The organism is Streptomyces sp. NPDC037273 (assembly GCF_055603625.1).
The window spans coordinates 687,603-704,582 of sequence record NZ_JBVJVO010000002.1; the positions used below are offsets into that span (position 1 = coordinate 687,603).

The 16,980-nt window shown below is 73.5% G+C and carries 13 protein-coding genes; 7 read left to right on the plus strand and 6 right to left on the minus strand.

Going from position 1 to position 16,980, the window contains the following annotated elements:
* Window positions 1-4: 4 nt before the first annotated feature.
* The 3 genes from ACZ7G1_RS08390 to ACZ7G1_RS08400 all read right to left on the minus strand — a co-directional run bounded on the left by ACZ7G1_RS08390 (window position 5) and on the right by ACZ7G1_RS08400 (window position 4,045).
* The gene (locus tag ACZ7G1_RS08390) at window positions 5-1,339 is read right to left on the minus strand and encodes a M20/M25/M40 family metallo-hydrolase (protein ID WP_470873530.1); all 1,335 of its coding nucleotides are present in this window, start codon (window positions 1,337-1,339) and stop codon (window positions 5-7) included.
* A complete protein-coding gene (locus ACZ7G1_RS08395; RefSeq protein WP_470873529.1) occupies window positions 1,332-2,165 on the minus strand; it encodes a M55 family metallopeptidase in 834 nt (277 codons plus the stop codon). The genes ACZ7G1_RS08390 and ACZ7G1_RS08395 overlap by 8 nt, the downstream gene beginning before the upstream one ends.
* A gap of 95 nt (window positions 2,166-2,260) precedes the next feature.
* A complete protein-coding gene (locus ACZ7G1_RS08400; protein WP_470873528.1) occupies window positions 2,261-4,045 on the minus strand; it encodes a hypothetical protein in 1,785 nt (594 codons plus the stop codon).
* Between the two features lie 161 nt (window positions 4,046-4,206).
* Between ACZ7G1_RS08400 and ACZ7G1_RS08405 the strand changes: the two genes are divergently transcribed.
* Window positions 4,207-5,409, plus strand: a complete 1,203-nt coding sequence (locus ACZ7G1_RS08405) for a hypothetical protein (RefSeq protein ID WP_470873527.1) — start codon at window positions 4,207-4,209, stop codon at window positions 5,407-5,409.
* A 12-nt stretch (window positions 5,410-5,421) separates the two neighbouring features.
* Here the strand turns inward: ACZ7G1_RS08405 and ACZ7G1_RS08410 are convergent, their stop codons facing one another.
* Both ACZ7G1_RS08410 and ACZ7G1_RS08415 read right to left on the minus strand, forming a co-directional pair.
* Window positions 5,422-7,890 carry an MFS transporter gene (locus tag ACZ7G1_RS08410; RefSeq protein WP_470873525.1) on the minus strand — a complete coding sequence of 823 codons (2,469 nt, stop codon included), beginning with the start codon at window positions 7,888-7,890 and terminating at the stop codon, window positions 5,422-5,424.
* A 238-nt stretch (window positions 7,891-8,128) separates the two neighbouring features.
* Complete coding sequence (locus ACZ7G1_RS08415) at window positions 8,129-8,572, minus strand: SRPBCC family protein (RefSeq protein ID WP_470873524.1); 444 nt, start codon at window positions 8,570-8,572, stop codon at window positions 8,129-8,131.
* A gap of 146 nt (window positions 8,573-8,718) precedes the next feature.
* On the opposite strand from ACZ7G1_RS08415, the gene ACZ7G1_RS08420 reads away from it, so the two are divergent.
* The 4 genes from ACZ7G1_RS08420 (at window position 8,719) to ACZ7G1_RS08435 (ending at window position 13,326) form a co-directional block, all read left to right on the plus strand.
* Window positions 8,719-9,759 carry an Rv2578c family radical SAM protein gene (locus ACZ7G1_RS08420; RefSeq protein ID WP_470873522.1) on the plus strand — a complete coding sequence of 347 codons (1,041 nt, stop codon included), beginning with the start codon at window positions 8,719-8,721 and terminating at the stop codon, window positions 9,757-9,759.
* A gap of 116 nt (window positions 9,760-9,875) precedes the next feature.
* Complete coding sequence (locus ACZ7G1_RS08425) at window positions 9,876-11,522, plus strand: alpha/beta hydrolase (RefSeq protein WP_470873521.1); 1,647 nt, start codon at window positions 9,876-9,878, stop codon at window positions 11,520-11,522.
* 92 nt (window positions 11,523-11,614) lie between these two features.
* On the plus strand, window positions 11,615-12,067 hold the full coding sequence (locus ACZ7G1_RS08430) for a RidA family protein (RefSeq protein WP_470873520.1): 453 nt from the start codon (window positions 11,615-11,617) through the stop codon (window positions 12,065-12,067).
* Between the two features lie 101 nt (window positions 12,068-12,168).
* A complete protein-coding gene (locus ACZ7G1_RS08435) occupies window positions 12,169-13,326 on the plus strand; it encodes an MFS transporter (protein WP_470873908.1) in 1,158 nt (385 codons plus the stop codon).
* On the opposite strand, the gene ACZ7G1_RS08440 is transcribed toward ACZ7G1_RS08435, so the two are convergent.
* Complete coding sequence (locus ACZ7G1_RS08440; protein ID WP_470873519.1) at window positions 13,297-13,908, minus strand: HEAT repeat domain-containing protein; 612 nt, start codon at window positions 13,906-13,908, stop codon at window positions 13,297-13,299. The two genes, ACZ7G1_RS08435 and ACZ7G1_RS08440, sit on opposite strands and share 30 nt — an antisense overlap.
* Before the next feature lie 280 nt (window positions 13,909-14,188).
* Between ACZ7G1_RS08440 and ACZ7G1_RS08445 the strand changes: the two genes are divergently transcribed.
* Together ACZ7G1_RS08445 and ACZ7G1_RS08450 are read left to right on the plus strand one after the other, a co-directional pair.
* Window positions 14,189-15,970 (plus strand): 3-hydroxyacyl-CoA dehydrogenase family protein, encoded by a 1,782-nt coding sequence (locus ACZ7G1_RS08445; RefSeq protein WP_470873518.1) that lies wholly within the window; start codon window positions 14,189-14,191, stop codon window positions 15,968-15,970.
* A gap of 115 nt (window positions 15,971-16,085) precedes the next feature.
* Complete coding sequence (locus ACZ7G1_RS08450) at window positions 16,086-16,904, plus strand: TetR family transcriptional regulator (protein WP_470873517.1); 819 nt, start codon at window positions 16,086-16,088, stop codon at window positions 16,902-16,904.
* The last annotated feature ends 76 nt before the right edge of the window (window positions 16,905-16,980 follow it).

Genomic DNA, 16,980 nt, shown 5'->3' on the forward strand with positions numbered 1-16,980 from the left:
CGCCCTACGCGGTCTTCAGATAGTGGTCGAGCACCCGGACGCCGAAGTGCAGGGCGTCCACCGGGACGCGCTCGTCGACGCCGTGGAAGAGGGCGCCGTAGTCGAGGTCCGGGGGCAGCTTGAGCGGCGAGAAGCCGTAGCCGGTGATCCCGAGCCGGGAGAACTGCTTGGCGTCGGTGCCGCCGGACATCGTGTACGGCACGACGTGTCCCGCCGGGTCGAAGCGCTCGACGGCGGCGCGCAGCTTGGCGAAGGTCGCCGAGCCGACCGGCGCCTCCAGGGGCACTTCGCGGTGGTGGAACTCCCAGTCCACGTCGGGCCCGGTGAGCCGGTCCATGGTCGCCGCGAACTCCTCCTCCGTGCCCGGCAGCATCCGCCCGTCGATGTACGCGACGGCCTCGCCCGGGATGACGTTGACCTTGTAACCGGCTTCGAGCATCGTCGGGTTGGCGCTGTTGCGGACGGTCGACTGCACGACGGCGGCGGCGGGTCCGAGCTTGTCGAGGAGCAGGTCCACGTCGAGGTCGCGCGCGGTGGTGTCGATCTCGATGCCGTACAGCGCGGCGAGTTCGGTGAGGGCGGCGCGGACGGTGGTGGTGACGCGGACCGGCCAGGTGTGCGCGCCGATCCGGGCGACGGCGGAGGCGAGGCGGGTGACGGCGTTCGCCGTGTTCACCTTGGAGCCGTGGCCGGCCCGGCCGCGCGCGGTGAGCTTGAGCCAGGCGGTGCCGCGCTCCCCCGCCGCGATCGGGTAGAGGGTGGTGCCGGGGGTGGGGTGGAAGCTGAACGCGCCGGATTCGCTGATGCCCTCCGTGCAGCCCTCGAAGAGGCCGGCGTGCCGTTCGACGAGGAAGCCGGAGCCGTCCTCCGCGCTGGCCTCCTCGTCGGCGGTGTAGGCGAGGACGATGTCGCGGCGCGGCCGGATTCCCTGGCGGGCCCAGGAGCGGACGACGGCCAGGACCATCGCGTCCATGTTCTTCATGTCGACGGCGCCGCGCCCCCAGACGACCCCGTCGCGTACCTCGCCGGAGAAGGGGTGCACGGACCATTCGGCGGGGTCGGCGGGGACCACGTCCAGATGGCCGTGGACGAGGAGCGCGTCGGCCGAGGGGTCGGTGCCGGGGATGCGCGCCACGACGTTGGTGCGGCCGGGGGTGCGCTCCAGGAGCGTGGGTTCGATGCCGGCGGCGGCGAGCCGCTCGGCCGCGTACTCGGCGGCGGGCCGCTCCCGGCAGTCGCCGCCGCCGCGGTTGGTGGTGTCGATGCGGATGAGCTCGGAGGTGAAGGTGACCACCTCGTCGAGCGCCGTCGTGTCCGGGCCCCGGACCTCCTCAGCCATACTGCTCCTCCACCGCGGCCGAGACGATGGTCGTGACCGCCTTGAACGTGCGAATTGCCTCGTACATCGTCTCGCTGGTGTAGGCGACGCGCCGCTCGCCGCTCCGCACCACGCCGGGAACCACCGTGGCGGCCGCGCCCAGATGCTCGGCGTCGAACTCCAGCTCCACCGTGAAGGGCCCGCCTCTGACCGGTTCGTGACGGACCGCGAGCGCGGCGGCGGCCTTCGCGGCCGCCCGGATGTCGGCGGCGGTCCTGGCCGGGGGGCGGCACACCGCCGCGTACCGCGAGACGTGGTCCTTGACGGCCACCTTGGGTGCCTCCGGCGCGTATCCGAGGGCGTCCTCGCAGGTCAGGTCGTCGCCGGTGACGAGGACGACCGGCACTCCGTACTCCGCGACCACATGGGCGTTGAGCAGGCCCTCGCTCGCGCGGACGCCGTTGAGCCAGACGCCCGTGATGGAGTTCGCGAGGTAGGTGTGCGCGAGGACGCCCTCGGTGCCGGCGCCGGTGTGGTAGCCGACGAAGGCGATGCCGTCGACGTCCCCGTGCTGCACGCCCTCGACCATCGAGAGGGACTTGTGCCGGCCCGTGAGCATCTCGGCCCGCTCGTCGAGCCGCTCCAGGAGCAGGTTCCGCATGGACCAGTGCGCCTCGTTGATCAGGACCTCGTCGGCGCCGCCGTCGAAGAAGCCGAGCACCGCCGCGTTCACGTCGGACGTGAACATCGCGCGGCACCGCTCCCACTGGGGCGTGCCGGGCAGCACGTCGGCGGGCCAGGTCACGCCCGTGGCGCCCTCCATGTCGGCGCTGATGAGGATCTTCATGCCTGGCACCGTACGCGCCGCCCGGCGGCCCTACCACCCCTGTGGATAACCTCCGTTGGAGTGGACCAATGACGCCCACCGGACGGCGGTACGCCTCATCCCCGCAGTTCCGGATAGTCCCGCGGGTCGCCCTCGGCCAGGCGGCGCAGGGCCCGCGCGGCCTGCTCCCCGGGCGGAGTGCCGTCGTCCGGGAGGCACCAGAGGTACTGGTGGTCGAGCCGCTCCGTACCGGCGGCGCCGTCGGCGGCCGGGGACGGCCCCAGGAAGCTGACGACCGTGGTGTCCGGCACCTGGAAGTCGGTGGAGATCCACCCGCGTCGCAGTCCCCACCGGCCGAGCAGTTCCGGCCGCTCGCGCAGCCCCGCGCCGATCAGCCAGGCCGTCTCGCGGGCCGGCCACATCCAGCTCCGGTCCCGTTCGGCGCGGGCGATCTCGGCGTCGTACGCCTCCGCGTCGAAGCGGTACGCGCCGGGCGCCGGCGGCAGCCCCGGCGGTGTGCCGGGCCGCCGCCAGCCGTCCCAGACGACGTGCCCGCCCTCGCGCCGCACGGTGACGTACAGGGCGCCGCAGCAGCCTTCGGTGCAGTACGCCTCGGCGAGGCGCACCTCCTTCGGCTCGGGGCCGGCCCGCAGCGCTCCGCCGGCGAGGAGCCGCTCGGGCGGCCCGGCGGGCCCGCGGCCGAAGACCTCCGGGACGAGCGGGCGCCCGTCGACGAGCAACCGGGTCTCGACGACATCCGGGTCTCCGGGGTCGGCGACGGCGACCTCGATCCGCAGCCGGGGCTCCGCCGATGGCGCGTCGGGCACGGCCGCGCGGAGCTCCCGTGCCGTACGGCGGACCCAGTCGGCGCGCCGCCGCCCTGCCCGGTCGGGCGGGGCGCCCGGGTCCCCGACGGCGGCCAGGAGCAGGGCCGTCACGGCCCGGCGACGGCCGGGCGGCCAGGGCAGCAGGTGCGCGGCGCCGCTGTGCAGGTCGAGCGCGAGCGAGACGAGGCCGGCCTGGTGGCCGAGGAGCGGGGGCAGCTCGTGGGCGCGGGCCGCCACGGTCTCGACGAGCGCGACGGCTTCCCCGTACGCGAGGACCGCGTGCTCGTAGCCGCGGCTGCCCGACATGCGGGTGAGCAGGCGCAGCGCCAGTTCGAGGAGCCCGGGATCGTCCGGTTCCCGCCGCAGGAGCTCCGGCAGTCCGACGGCCTCCGCGATGCGCCACGCGTGTTCGGAGCCCAGGTCCCGGGGCGAGGCCGGCAGGTCCCGCAGCCGCTCGCGGGCGGCCGTGTCGTCCCCGCGGGCCAGGGCGTCGACCAGCTCCCGCAGCGCGTCCGCCCTGGCCCGGTGGACGAGCCAGACCACGGCGGCGGCCTGTCTGTCCAGGGGCATCAGGGTCCGCACGACGTGCAGGCCGAGTCCTTGGAGGAGACCGAGGGTGCGCAGGTAGGGGACGTCCTCGGGCCCGCCGAGCCGGGCGAGCAGTCCGAGTCCGGCGGTCACGGCCGCGAGGGTCGTGCCGCCCCTGGTCAGGCACCGCGCGAGCGCGCGGGCCCGGTCGCGGGCGGCGGGGTCCTCCGCCGGGGGGAGGTCGACGGCCTTGACGCCCGCGAGGACGACACGGTCCCCGATCCCCGTACCGGCGAGCAGGCGCTCCACCTCGGCGGCGGCGCGCTCGGGGTCCGGGGTGTCCAGGAAGGGCCTGACGAGGTCGGTGACGACGTCGAGGGCCTCGGGAAGCTCGGGGCCCTCGTGGGGCACGCGCGGGGTACGGGCGTGCTCGGGCAGCGGGAGGCCGCGGCGTGGCAGGGGCGCGTCGGGCGCGGTGCTCCGGAGGTCCCGGGCGTACGCGTACAGGGCGGGTGCGAGCGTCGGGCGCTCGTGGGGGGCGCTCAACGCGCGGGGTGGAGCTCGATTCCGTGAGTCATGGGGGCATGCTGCCCACCGGTGTGCCCTTCCCGCCAGTGATTAACTCCGCCCCGAATAGGGCGAAACATCGCCAACGGGTGCGTATAGGCTGGGTCAGTTGTCGTACCCGACCTTCCGGAGAGCTTTCGGTGACCATCGCCTTCACCCCGTCCGAAACCGCACCCGTCGAGGCCGTCGAGGCTCTCGCGTCCGCCGAGCCCGTCGACGCCGTCGCGCCCGTCATGGCGGAGGAGCCGGAGTTCTGGGTGCCGTCGGCCCCCGAGCCGCAGGACGTGCGGGCCGCCCAGGAGGGCGAGCTTGAGCAGGACGACGACGCGGACGGCCACGGCGACGACGAGCACGACCCCGTCGTCGTCCGTGACGCCCATGACTTCGGGGTGTACGCGCGGACCGGCGGCTGGGCGTTCGCGCTCAAGGTGGCCCGGAGCGTGCGGCCCGGCGGCCAGGCGGCCGAGGGCACGGCGCGGACGAAGGTCTCGGCGAAGGCGTTCGCCCGGCTCGCCGGCTGCTCGCCGGAGCGGGTCATGCGCTACTACAAGGCCTGGGACATGGCGGCCGACGACGGTCTGGTCCCGCAGTTCGAGGTGCTGGTGCCCGGCGAGGACATCGAGCTGCCCGAGGCGGACGTCTGGCTGTCGTACTACACCTCCCGCAACAGCGCCTCCTCGGTGCGCGGCCAGGCGATCACCGCCGCGGCCGAGGCGGAGGGCATCCGGCCGACGAAGGCGCTGGAGGTCGCGGAGAACCCGACGGCCCTGCGGGCGGCGATCCTCGCCGACCCGGGCACGGCGGAGGCCGCGCGCGGCGCGCTGCTCGACCGGATGAAGGAGGACCCGGCCCTCCAGACGGAGATGGCCCGCGCGATCGCCAGGACCGACGACCTGAAGAAGGCGGTGGCGAGCGAGGCGAAGGCGGCCGACCGCATCGGTTACGTTCGCCAGATCGTCGAGAACGGCCAGATCAAGACGCCCGCCGGGCAGACCGTCGAGGCGCCGCCCGAGCTGCGCGCCGAGGCCGAGCGGCACCTGTCGCTCCTCGACGAGCTCGACGACTCGGAGGAGGCCGGCGAGTGGGCCGGCGAGGCCTACGACACCGTGAAGGGCCTGGTCGCCAAGGCGGTCGAGGAGGACCCGGCGCTGCGCGTCCAGGAGCGCCGGACGAAGTTCTACAACAGCCTGCAGAAGGCGACGAAGGTCTTCGAGGAGCTCACCCTCGACGAGGTGATGGAGGAGGACATCTACGAGGCGGACATGCTCCAGCGCCTCGAAGCCCTCCAGGAGGCGATCGGCACCTGCATCAGCGCGCTGCGCAAGGCGACGACCACCTCCTGAGCCGGCCGGCGGTCAGTCCTGGTGGCCGAGCTGGAGGTCGCGTTCGGTGCGGCCTCCGCCGGCCATCTGGAGGACGGTGGCGACGGGCGGGTACCCGGCGGCGATGACCGTGTACTCGCCGGAGGACAGGTCCACGAAGCGGAACGTGCCGTCGGGCCCGGTGGTGAGGGTGTCGACGACGTTCCCGGCCGCGTCGAGCAGGGTCACCCGGGCGTCCTCGACGGGGCGCCCGCCGCCGGCCCGTACCGTGCCGCGCAGCACCGCGCCGCCGGCCAGTTCGATGTCCTGGCGGGTCTCGCGGGACGCCTGGACGCTGACCGGGAGCGCGGCGGGACGGAAGGCGGGGGCGCTGGCGGCGAGCGTGTACTCGCCCGCGACGAGCTCGCCGATGACGTAGCCGCCCTCGCGTCCGCTGCGGGTGGAGGCGACGACCTCGCCGCGCACGTCGGTGAGGGTGACGGCCGCGTCCCTGACCGGGGTGCCGTCGGCGGTGACGACGCTGCCGGCGAGCCGTCCGGCGCCGCCGAGGACGACGTCGAGTTCCACCGGCCGGTCGCCGACGGTGACGGAGACGGCCTGCGGCTGGTGTCCGCCGGCCGCCGCGATGAGGACGTACGAGCCCCGGTCAGGCACGCTCAGCGCGTAGCGGCCGTCCTCGCCGCTGGCGCCGCGGCCGACCTGCCGGCCCTGGACGTCGATGAGGGTGAGGGCGGCCCGGGGCACCCGGCTGCCGTCGTGGTGCTGGACGGCTCCGCAGACCGGCACTCCGGTGTGCGGCAGGGCCACGGCGGTGGTCTGCGCGGGGGCCGCGTGGCGGGCGTGCGGGACCGCCTGGGCGCCGCCGAAGGCGTCGGCGTGCGTGGCCTCGGTGGCCTCGGTGAGCGGGCTGTGGTGGGACACCAGCGGTTTCTCCTTGAGGAAGAAGGCGAGGACGAGGCCGAGCACGAGGACCGGCACGAGGTAGAGGAAGATCCGCGGCATCGCGTCCGCGTACGCCTGGACGTACGCGTCGCGGAGCGCCGGCGGCAGGGTGTGGACGGTCCCCGGGGTGATCGACTCGGCGGGCGGCGGTGTCACCGGGCCGCCCTGGGAGAGGACGCCGGCGAGCCGGTCGCCGAGCGCGTCGTCGAGCCGGGAGGCGAAGAGGGTGCCGAAGACGGCGGCGCCGACGCTGCCGCCGATCTGGCGGAAGTAGTTGTGGGCGCTGGTGGCGGTGCCGAGGTCGGCCGGGCGCACGGAGTTCTGCACGGCGAGCACGAGGACCGGCATGACGAGTCCGATGCCGGTGCCGAGGACGGCCTGCCAGAGGCTGTGCTGGAGGCGCGGGGTGTCGGTGTCCATGCGGGAGAGCAGCCACATGCCGAGGACGGAGACGGCGCCGCCGATCACCGGGTAGATCTTGTAGTGGCCGGTGCGGCTGATGAGCTGGCCGGAGACGACCGAGGCGATGACGATGCCGCCCATCAGCGGCAGCATCAGGAGGCCGGACTCGGTGGCGCTGGCTCCCTCGACCATCTGCAGGAAGCTGGGCAGGTAACTGGCGGCGCCGAAGAGGGCGATGCCGACGACGGCGCCGACGAGGGCGGTGACGGTGAAGACGGAGTCGCGGAACAGCCGCAGCGGGATGAGGGGTTCGGGCGCGAAGTGCTCGACGACCAGGAAGAGCGCGGTGGCCGCGGCGGCTCCGCCCGCCAGGGCGAGGACGACCCTGGAGTCCCAGGCGTACTCGGTGCCGCCCCAACTGGTCAGCAGGACGAGGCAGGTGGAGGCGGCGGCGAGGAGCAGGGCGCCGAGGACGTCGAAGCGCGCGCGTGCCGCGGGCTTGGGGAGCTTGAGGACGGCGGCGACGACGGCGAGGGTGACGAGCCCGAAGGGCACGTTGAAGTAGAAGCACCAGCGCCAGGAGACGTGGTCGGTGAAGAAGCCGCCGAGCAGGGGTCCGGCGACGGAGGCGAGGCCGAACGCGGCGCCGATCAGGCCCATGTACCGGCCGCGTTCACGGGCGGGGACGATGTCGGCGATGATCGCCTGGACGCCGATCATGAGGCCGCCGGCGCCGGCGCCCTGGATCGCGCGGAAGGCGATGAGCTCGTCCATCGACCGTGACCAGCCGGCGAGTCCGGAGCCGATGACGAAGACGACGATGGCGAAGAGGAAGACGCCCTTGCGGCCGAGGAGGTCGCCGAGCTTTCCGTAGATGGGCAGGCCGATGGTGGAGGTCAGCAGGTAGGCGGTGATCGCCCAGGACATCCGGTCCAGGCCCTGGAGTTCGCCGACGATCTTCGGCAGGGCGGTGGCGACGATCATCTGCTCGAGGGCGGCGAGCAGCAGCGCGAGCATCAGGCCGCAGAAGACGAGCCGGACGCGGCGCGGATCGAGGGCGGCGGGTCCTGGCGGTGGCGCGAGGCCGGCGGGCGGGCCGTCCGCGGCGAGCGGTTCCGCGTCTCCTTCGGCTTCCTTCGCGAGCGTGATCGCACCCACGTACTGCTCCCCTCGTCACGGCGTCTGCGCCGCGCCATTCTTCGCATTGCGCGCGAAGGGGGAGCAAGTCGGGCGGTACGGGAGGTCAGTGGCGTTCCGGCGGCCGAACGCCCCTGTGCCACGGCGCACTTGGGTCGCTCATCAGCGCGTTTACGAGGAGGCCCGCGCCCCCTCGGTGCGCGGGGGCTCCGGTACGGGGGCGCGGGCGATCCACTCGAATCGGTGAACGCTCAGGGCGTTACTTCTCGACCTCGTCCGCCAGCTTGGCGAGGACGGCGTCGTAGATCCGACCGAGGCCCTTGGGCGCGAAGGTCTTCTCGAAGAAGCCGCCGATGCCGCCGGCGCCGCTCCAGACGGTGCTGACGACCGCGCGGGACTTGCCCTCGCCGGCGGGGGTCACGGTCCAGGTGGTGACCATGGAGGAGTTGCGGTCCTTCTCGACCAGCTGCCCGTCGGTGGGCTCGGTGACCTCCAGGAGGCAGTCGCGGACGCGCTTGCTGGTGGCCTGGAGCTTCCAGTGGACGAGGGTGCCCTCGCCGTCGCCGCCCTCGCGCACCTCGTACTCGCTGAAGTGCTCGGGGAGCAGCTTCGCGCGCGTGCCGCTGTAGTCGGCCAGCGCGTCGAACACCGTCTCCGCGTCCGCGGCGATGATCCGTTCGGTGGTGGCCTCGACCTGCGCCATTGACTTCCTCCAGCTCGTGGTTCCTCGGGGGTGTGGGCCAAGCGAACCACGTGGGGTGCGGGGGGCGAAATCCGGGTTGCGGCGATCAAGGGAACAGGTGTTCTATTCTGGGCGCACGGTCGAGCACAGTCACCGAGGAGGCGTCCATGCGCTGGGACAATCTGGGCGACACCCCGGGCGGCCCGGGAGCGCCCGCCGACATCGCCCTGTTCGGTACGGAGGCGGTCACCACCCGCACCTTCGACACCCCGGAGTTCCGCGGCATCACCTTCCACGAGGTGCGGGCCCGCTCGATCCTCAACCGGGTGCCGGGCGCCTCCCGGATGCCGTTCGAGTGGACGGTCAACCCCTACCGCGGCTGCACGCACGCGTGCGTGTACTGCTTCGCCCGCAAGACCCACAGCTATCTGGACCTCGACACCGGGATCGGCTTCGACTCCCAGATCGTGGTCAAGGTCAACGCCCCGGAGCTGCTGGCCCGCCAGCTCGCCTCCGCCCGCTGGCAGGGCGCGCACATCGCGATGGGCACCAACGTCGACTGCTACCAGCGCGCGGAGGGCCGCTACCGGCTCATGCCGGGCATCCTCACGGCCCTGCGCGACCGGGCCAACCCGTTCTCGATCCTCACCAAGGGCACCCTGATCCTGCGCGACCTCGAGCTCCTCACCCAGGCCGCCCGGGTCACCGAGGTCGGGATCTCCGTCTCCGTCGGCTTCACCGACCGCGAGCTGTGGCGGACGATCGAACCCGGCACCCCCTCGCCCCAGCGCCGCCTCGACGTCGTCCGCACCCTCGGTGAGCACGGCATCGACTGCGGGGTCCTGATGGCCCCCGTCGTGCCCTTCCTCGGCGACCGGCCCGAGCAGCTCCGCGAGACGGTCCGCGCCATCGCCGAGGCCGGGGCGAGCTCGGTCACCCCGCTCGTCCTGCACCTCCGCCCCGGCGCCCGCGAATGGTTCATGGGCTGGCTGCGCGAGCACCACCCCGGCCTGGTGCGGCGCTACGAGCGGATGTACGAGGGCGGGGCCTACGCGCCCACGTGGTACCAGCGCCGGATCACCCGTCAGGTGCACGAACTCGCCGCCGAGTTCGGCATCGGGCCCGCCCACCGGGGCGCGCCACGCCGGATCCCCGTACCGGAGGAACCGGCACTGGCGGCGGCCCCGGAACAGCTGACGCTGCTCTGAGCCGACCGCTCCGATCATCGGACCGGTCACCTGACACGCCGTCGGATCCTCCTCTGTTCGGGTCAACTCTGGCCGAAACAGGTCCTGCCGGGGCCCGCACGGGACACAAAGGCCCCATGACCCCACGCGCAGGAATGCTGATCGCCGCTGGAGCGCTGGTCGCCGGGACGGTCACCGTCCTGCCCGCCGCCCCCGCCGGCGCCGAGGAACCGGCCCCCCGCCCACTGCCGTCGCTCGCCTGGACCGGCTGCGCCACGAAGGCGTACCCGAAGCTCCAGTGCGCGACCCTGAAGGTGCCGCTCAACCACGACGACCCGGCCGGGCGGAGCATCACCCTGGCCCTCACCCGGATCCCGCACACCGCGAAGACCTTCCAGGGCCCGCTGCTCGTGAACCCGGGCGGGCCCGGCGGCAGCGGGCGCACGATGGCCGGTTTCGTGGCGGCCTCGCTGCCCCCGAAGGTGGCCGCCGAGTACGACGTGATCGGCTTCGACCCGCGCGGGGTCGGCCGGAGCGAGCCCGCGCTCGACTGCAAGCCCGGCCACTTCGCGCCGGTCCGCGCCGACTCCGTGCCCACCGGGGCGGAGGCCGAGCGGGCGGCGGTCGAGCGGGCCCGGTCCTTCGCCGAGGCCTGCGGCAAGAAGTACGCCGACGTCCTGCCGTACATCGACACCGTGAGCACCGCGCGGGACCTGGACTCCATCCGCGCCGCGCTGGGCGCCCCGCAGCTCAACTACCTCGGCTACTCGTACGGCACCTACCTGGGCGCGGTCTACGGGCGGCTCTACCCGGACCGGGTGCGGCGCATGGCGCTCGACTCCGTCGTCAACCCGCACGGCGTCTGGTACGAGGACAACATCTCCCAGGACTACGCCTTCGACACCCGCCACAAGGACTTCATGGCCTGGGTGGCCCGCCAGGACACCGTCTACAAGCTGGGCACCGACCCGGCCGCGGTCGAGGCCGCCTGGTACCGGATGCGGAACGCCCTGCGCGACGCCCCGGCCGGCGGGAAGGTCGGACCGGGCGAGCTGGAGGACACCTTCCTGCCCGGCGGCTACTACAACGGCTACTGGCCCCGTCTCGCCGGCGCGTTCTCCGCCTACGTCAACGACGCCGACCCGGCACCGCTCAAGGAGGCGTACGAGCGGTACGGGGAGGCCGACGCGGCGGCCGACAACGGCTACTCGGTCTACACGAGCGTGCAGTGCCGGGACGCGGGCTGGCCCCGCGACTGGAACGTCTGGCGCAAGGACAACTGGGACGTGCACGCCAAGGCGCCCTTCTCCACCTGGAACAACGCCTGGTACAACGCGCCCTGCGCGTTCTGGCCGGTCGCGTCCCTGACCCCGCCGGACGTCACCAACGACCAGCTGCCGCCGGTCCTCATCCTCCAGGCCACCGACGACGCGGCCACGCCGTACGAGGGCGGGGTCGCCCTGCACCGGCTCGTCCGCGGCTCCAGCCTGGTCGTCGAGCAGGGCGGCGGCAACCACGGCGTCACCCTCGGCGGCAACGACTGCCTCGACGACCACCTCGCCACCTACCTCGCCACCGGCAAGGTCCCCCGCGCCCAGGGCGACGCCGAGGTCGACGCCGTCTGCGACGCCCTTCCCGAGCCCGACCCGGAGCCGCCGGTCCGGGCCGGCGAGCAGGCCGAGGCCGAGACGCCCCAGGAGGACACCGGCGAGCGGGCCGGCGTCCTCGGCGTCGCCGGGCCGGTCGGCCTCGCGCTGCACGGCCTCCTCGGCCACGTGCGCTGACCGCACGGACACCACACCGCCACCGGCCCACAGTGCCCGCGTCCCGCGAGGGGGCGCGGGCATTGTCAGTGCCGTGGGCGAGGATGTGCCCCATGACCAGCCACCTCACCCACGTGCCCGCACCCGACGGCCTCGCGCCCAGCCCCCAGTACAGCCACGTCGTGTGGGGGACGGGCCGGTTCGTCGCGATATCCGGGCAATGTGCCTTCGACGCCTCCGGGGCGGTCGTCGGGGAGGGCGACGCGGCAACCCAGGCCCACCAGGTCTTCGCGAACCTGGAGCGCTGCCTCACGGCGGCCGGCGCGGGCTTCGGGGACGTCGTGAAGCTGACGTACTTCGTCACGGACGTGGCGCACCTCCCGGCGGTGCGGGACGCCAGGGACGCCCACTTCGCGGGCCTGCCGCTGCCGGCGAGCTCGGCGGTGCAGGTCTCCGCTCTGGTCCGGCCGGAACTGCTCGTCGAGATCGAGGCGTTCGCGCTCGTGCCCGAGCGGGCGGCCGAGGCATCGGAGGAGGCGGAGGCGGATCTTCGTTTGATACGTTGACGCGCATGTTCCTCATCCGTGCGTAGGAGTCCGCACGCCGGCGAGCAGCCGGCCCACCGGACCCTTCTGCCCCGCACGTCCGCCGCACCTTCGGGGCGGCGCTGCTCGGGCGGCTCTGTTACGGGATCGCCCCGCTCTCCCTGCTCCTCTCGGTCAGGACGGGCACCGGTTCGTACGCGGCGGCCGGCACGGTCATGGCCGTGTGGGGGCTGACCACGGTCCTGCTCTCGCCCGCGCGGGCGGCCGTGATCGACCGTCTCGGACCGCGCCGGACGCTGCCCCCGCTCGCCTTCGGGTACGCGCTGCTGCTCTGCGCGCTGGCGGTGGCGGCGGCCGGGGCCGCGCCCTCGGTGCTCGTCCTTGCGGCGCTCGCCGGGGCGGCGGGCGCGGTGACCCCGCCGCTCGGCCCGGTGACGCGGAGCCTGTTGAGCGCGGTGCTCACGGACCGGGATCTGCTGCGGCGCGCGTACAGCCTGGACACGGTGGCGGAGGAGATCCTCTTCGTCTCGGGGCCGTTGCTGGTGGGGCTGCTCACGGGCTTCGCGTCCGCGGCGGCCGGGCTCGCGGTGAGCGCGGGCCTGGTGCTCGCCGGGACGCTCGGTCTCGTCACGTCCCCGGTGGTGCGGGGCGCGGCCGGAAGCGGGCGGGTGGCGGTGCCCGAGGCGCGGGAGGGCGGGGCCGGTCCCCGTACCCCGGTGCGTACCGGTGTCGTGCGGGCCGTCGCCGTCGCCGCCTCGATGGGTGTCTGCCTGGGCGCCTTCGACCTGCTGGTGATCGCCTTCGGCGACGAGCACCGGCGGCCCGGCGCGGTGCCGTGGGCGATGGCGGCCCTGTCGGCGGGCAGCGCGGTGGGCGGTCTGGTGCTCGGCGCCGTGGACGTGCGGATGTCCACCGCCGTACGCGTCTCGCTGCTCACGCTCGGTCTCGGCGCGGTCCTGGCCGCGGCGGGGCTTTCGCCGCATCCGTACGTCCTGGTCGGCTGGGTCGCGCTGGGCGGTCTGTTCCTGGCGCCCGCGCTGACGAGCGCCTATCTCCTCGCCGACGAGTCCGCGGGGCCCGGCGGCCGGACCCAGGCCGGTGCCTGGGTCAACACCGCCTTCAACGCGGGCGGCACGGCGGCGACCGCCGGCGCGGGACTCCTCGTCGGCCGGCTGCCGCTGTCCCTCTGCTTCGCGCTCACGGCCCTCCCGGCCGTGGTCACCGCGCTCGTGACACTGCTCCCGGCGCGGTCAGCCGACGGAGTCGAGCCGGGCGAGTGATTCCCCGGCCGCGCGGCCGAGGCGGGGGTGCGGCAGCGCGGCCTCGAGGGCGGGGCGGGCCCGCGGGTCGCCGAGGGTGCCGAGTCCCTCGACGCAGGCGAGGCCGACCCGCCAGTGCGGGTCGTCGGCCGGAAGTCGCCGCTCCAGCACGGTGATCAGGGCGGGTACGGACTCGGGGGCGCGGAGCGCGGCGAGCAGACGGACCGGCAGGAGGGCGTAGCCGACGCGGAGTTCGTTGGTGGCGAGGGCGGCGGCGGCGCGTGCGGTGCGCGGGTCGCCGAGCCGGGTCAGGGCGTGGGCGGCGGTGACGCAGCGCTCGGGGTCGCGGTGGTTGAGGAGGAGGACGAGGGCCTCGAAGGCGCGGGGGTCGCCGGCGACGCCGAGCGCGTAGGCGGCGATCTCCCTGGCCCAGAGGGGTTGTCCGGGGGCGGTGAGGGCCGTGTGCAGGGCTTCGGGGTCGCCGGTTCCGGCGAGTTCCGCGAGTGCGTCGAATGCCGCCGGGACCTCTCCGGTGTCATTCTCGATCTCGTCGCGCAATCGATCGATCATCGAGCAGAATTCCGGGTCGTCGGCGTATTCCATGAATCCGAGCCTATCCGCGATCCAGATCACATCTTCCTCAACTTCCCGGGACTGGCGCGCTCGTTACCGGCCGGTTAGTCTCAGGTGAGCGGGCACCACCCGCACTTTCCACAACGGCCTGGTGACGCAGCCGTTGTGTCGTTCGTCGGTTCGGCAGTTTCGATGTGACTCCGGGACAGAGTCCGTCGCCTTTTTCACCGGGCATCTCGCTTGCCTTTTCCCGCGCCCTTTCGTGCGCGCACTGCCCTCAGTCGTCACTCTTCCTCCCTGGAGTCCCCTGATGGACACCCCTCTCTCCACCATCGCCGTCGTCGGTCTCGGCACCATGGGCGCGGGTATCGCCGACGTCCTCGCCCGGGCCGGCCGCGAGGTCATCGGCATCGACATCAGCGACACCGCCGCCGCCCGGGCCGTCGCCGCCCTGGAGGCCTCCACCGCCCGCGCGGTGTCCCGTGAGCGGATCACCGAGGAGGAGCGGCAGGACGTCCTGGCCCGGTTCCGTACCTTCTCCGACCTCCAGGCCGCCGCCGAGGCCGACCTCGTGATCGAGGTCGTGCCCGAGTCGTACGAGGCCAAGCAGGAGGTCTTCCGGGCCCTCGACGCGATCGTCCGCCCCGACGCGATCCTGGCCACCGGCACCAACGCGCTCTCCGTGACCCGGCTCGCCGCCGACTCGGCGCACCCCGAGCGGGTCCTCGGCCTGCACTTCTTCACCCCGGTCCAGGCGATGAAGCTGGTCGAGGTGGTCTCCTCGGTGCTGACCGACCCGCGGGCCGTCGACGCCGTCACGCGGCTGGCCGAGGACCTCGGCAAGGAGCCGGTGGCGGTCGGCGACCGGGCCGGCTTCATCGCCGACGGCCTGCTCTTCGGCTACCTGAACCAGGCCGCCGCCATGTACGAGGCCAAGTACGCCTCCCGCGAGGACATCGACGCGGCGATGAAGCTGGGCTGCGGCCTGCCTATGGGGCCGCTGGCGCTGCTCGACCTGATCGGCGTCGACACGGCCCGTACGGTCCTGGAGGCCATGTACGCCGACTCGCACGACCGGCTGCACGCCCCCGCCCCGATCCTCAAGCAGCTCAGCGAGGCCGGCCTGACCGGCCGCAAGGCGGGCCGCGGCTTCTACACGTACGAGGCGCCGGGCTCCGGCGAGGTGGTCCGCGACGCGCTGACCCCGCTGACCTCCGCCGAGGCGGGTTCGGGCCGCGAGGTCCGCTCGGTCGGCGTCGCCGGCTCGGGCACGATGGCCTCCGGCATCGCCGAGGTCTTCGCCAAGGCCGGGTACCAGGTCGTCCTGGCCGCCCGCTCGCAGGAGAAGGCGGACACGGCCAAGGCCCGGATCGCCAAGTCCCTGGCCCGCTCGGTCGACAAGGGCCGGATGACGGGCGAGGCGCGCGACACCACGCTGGCGCTGATCACGGCGGCGGGCACGCTCGACGCCTTCGCCGAGGTCGACCTGGCGGTCGAGGCGGTCGCCGAGGACCTGGAGATCAAGCAGGACCTGTTCGCGCGGCTCGACAAGATCTGCAAGCCGGGCGCGGTGCTCGCCACCACGACCTCCTCGCTGCCGGTCGTGGCCTGTGCCCGTGCCACCACGCGCCCGCAGGACGTCATCGGAATGCACTTCTTCAACCCGGCCCCGGCGATGAAGCTGGTCGAGATCGTCCGTACAGTGCTGACCGCCGACGACGTCCACGCCACCGTCCGCGAGGTCACCGCGAAGATCCGCAAGCACCCGGTGGACTGCGGCGACCGGGCCGGCTTCATCGTGAACGCGCTGCTCTTCCCGTACCTGAACAACGCGGTCAAGATGGTCCAGGAGCACTACGCGACCCTGGACGACATCGACGCGGCGATGAAGCTGGGCGGCGGCTACCCGATGGGCCCGTTCGAGCTGCTCGACGTGGTCGGTCTGGACGTCTCGCTGGCGATCGAGCGGGTGCTGCACCGCGAGTTCCGCGACCCGGGCCTCGCCCCCGCCCCGCTCCTGGAGCACCTGGTGGCGGCCGGCTGCCTGGGCCGCAAGACGGGGCGCGGCTTCCGCGAATATGCCCGACGCTGAGCCCCGTACGGCCGGCTGGGGCGGGCTGCTGAGCTCCTCGGGCACCGTCGGTGTCCCGGGGGGCGCCCCGCCCCCACCTGGGCACACTCCCACTCCGATGCAGTACTTTCGGACCATGCCCAAGGCCGCGAAGACACCCCGTGCCACGTCCACGTCCGACGCTCCGGAGAGCGCGGCGGGCACTCGTGCCGCCGCTCAGCGGCTCAAGATGCGCCGGGAGCTCGCCACGGCGGCCATGGAGCTCTTCGCGACCAAGGGGTACGAGGCCACCACGGTCGACGAGATCGCGGCCACGGCCGGGGTCGCCCGGCGGACCTTCTTCCGCCACTTCCGCTCCAAGGAAGAGGCGATCTTCCCCGATCACGACGACACGCTGGTGCGTGCGGAGGCGGTGCTGAACGCGGCGCCGCCGCACGAGCACCCGCTGGACACGGTGTGCCGTGGCATCAAGGAAGTCATGAAGATGTACGCGGGCTCGCCCTCGGTCTCGGTGGAGCGCTACCGGCTCACCCGTGAGGTGCCGACGCTGCGGGAGCGCGAGATCGCCTCGGTGGCCCGCTACGAGCGGCTGTTCACCCGCTATCTGCTCGGGCACTTCGACGAGCGCGACCACCACGACGGCAACGACGACCCGCTGCTCGCCGAGGTCGCCGCCTCTGCGGTCGTCACGGCCCACAACCACGTGCTGCGCCGCTGGCTGCGGGCGGGCGGCCAGGGCGATGTGGAGGCGCAGCTCGACCACGCCTTCGCCATCGTCAGGGAGACCTTCGGCACGGGCATAGGCGCGGGCCGTCCGGCCCCGTCCCCGCAGACCGAGCCGGCGCCCCCCGCCCGGGTGTCCACCACCGGCGACGTGGTCGTCGCGGTGGCCCGTACGGACGCACCGCTGGACGAGGTCATGCGCACGATCCAGGAGGCCCTGAAGGGCTCCTGAGCACCGTTCCACGAGGAGGGCCGCCCCCGGTTTCCGGGGGCGGCCCTCGTGCGTTCGCCCAGTTCACGGGCGGTTT

Excerpts from the sequence above, each read along its gene's own strand:
- ACZ7G1_RS08430 (WP_470873520.1), top strand. The coding sequence starts at position 11,615 with ATGACCAGCCACCTCACCCACGTGCCCGCACCCGACGGCCTCGCGCCC.
- ACZ7G1_RS08420 (WP_470873522.1), top strand. The coding sequence starts at position 8,719 with ATGCGCTGGGACAATCTGGGCGACACCCCGGGCGGCCCGGGAGCGCCC.
- ACZ7G1_RS08425 (WP_470873521.1), top strand. The coding sequence starts at position 9,876 with ATGACCCCACGCGCAGGAATGCTGATCGCCGCTGGAGCGCTGGTCGCC.
- ACZ7G1_RS08445 (WP_470873518.1), top strand. The coding sequence starts at position 14,189 with ATGGACACCCCTCTCTCCACCATCGCCGTCGTCGGTCTCGGCACCATG.
- ACZ7G1_RS08415 (WP_470873524.1), bottom strand. The coding sequence starts at position 8,572 with ATGGCGCAGGTCGAGGCCACCACCGAACGGATCATCGCCGCGGACGCG.
- ACZ7G1_RS08440 (WP_470873519.1), bottom strand. The coding sequence starts at position 13,908 with ATGGAATACGCCGACGACCCGGAATTCTGCTCGATGATCGATCGATTG.
- ACZ7G1_RS08450 (WP_470873517.1), top strand. The coding sequence starts at position 16,086 with ATGCCCAAGGCCGCGAAGACACCCCGTGCCACGTCCACGTCCGACGCT.
- ACZ7G1_RS08390 (WP_470873530.1), bottom strand. The coding sequence starts at position 1,339 with ATGGCTGAGGAGGTCCGGGGCCCGGACACGACGGCGCTCGACGAGGTG.
- ACZ7G1_RS08395 (WP_470873529.1), bottom strand. The coding sequence starts at position 2,165 with ATGAAGATCCTCATCAGCGCCGACATGGAGGGCGCCACGGGCGTGACC.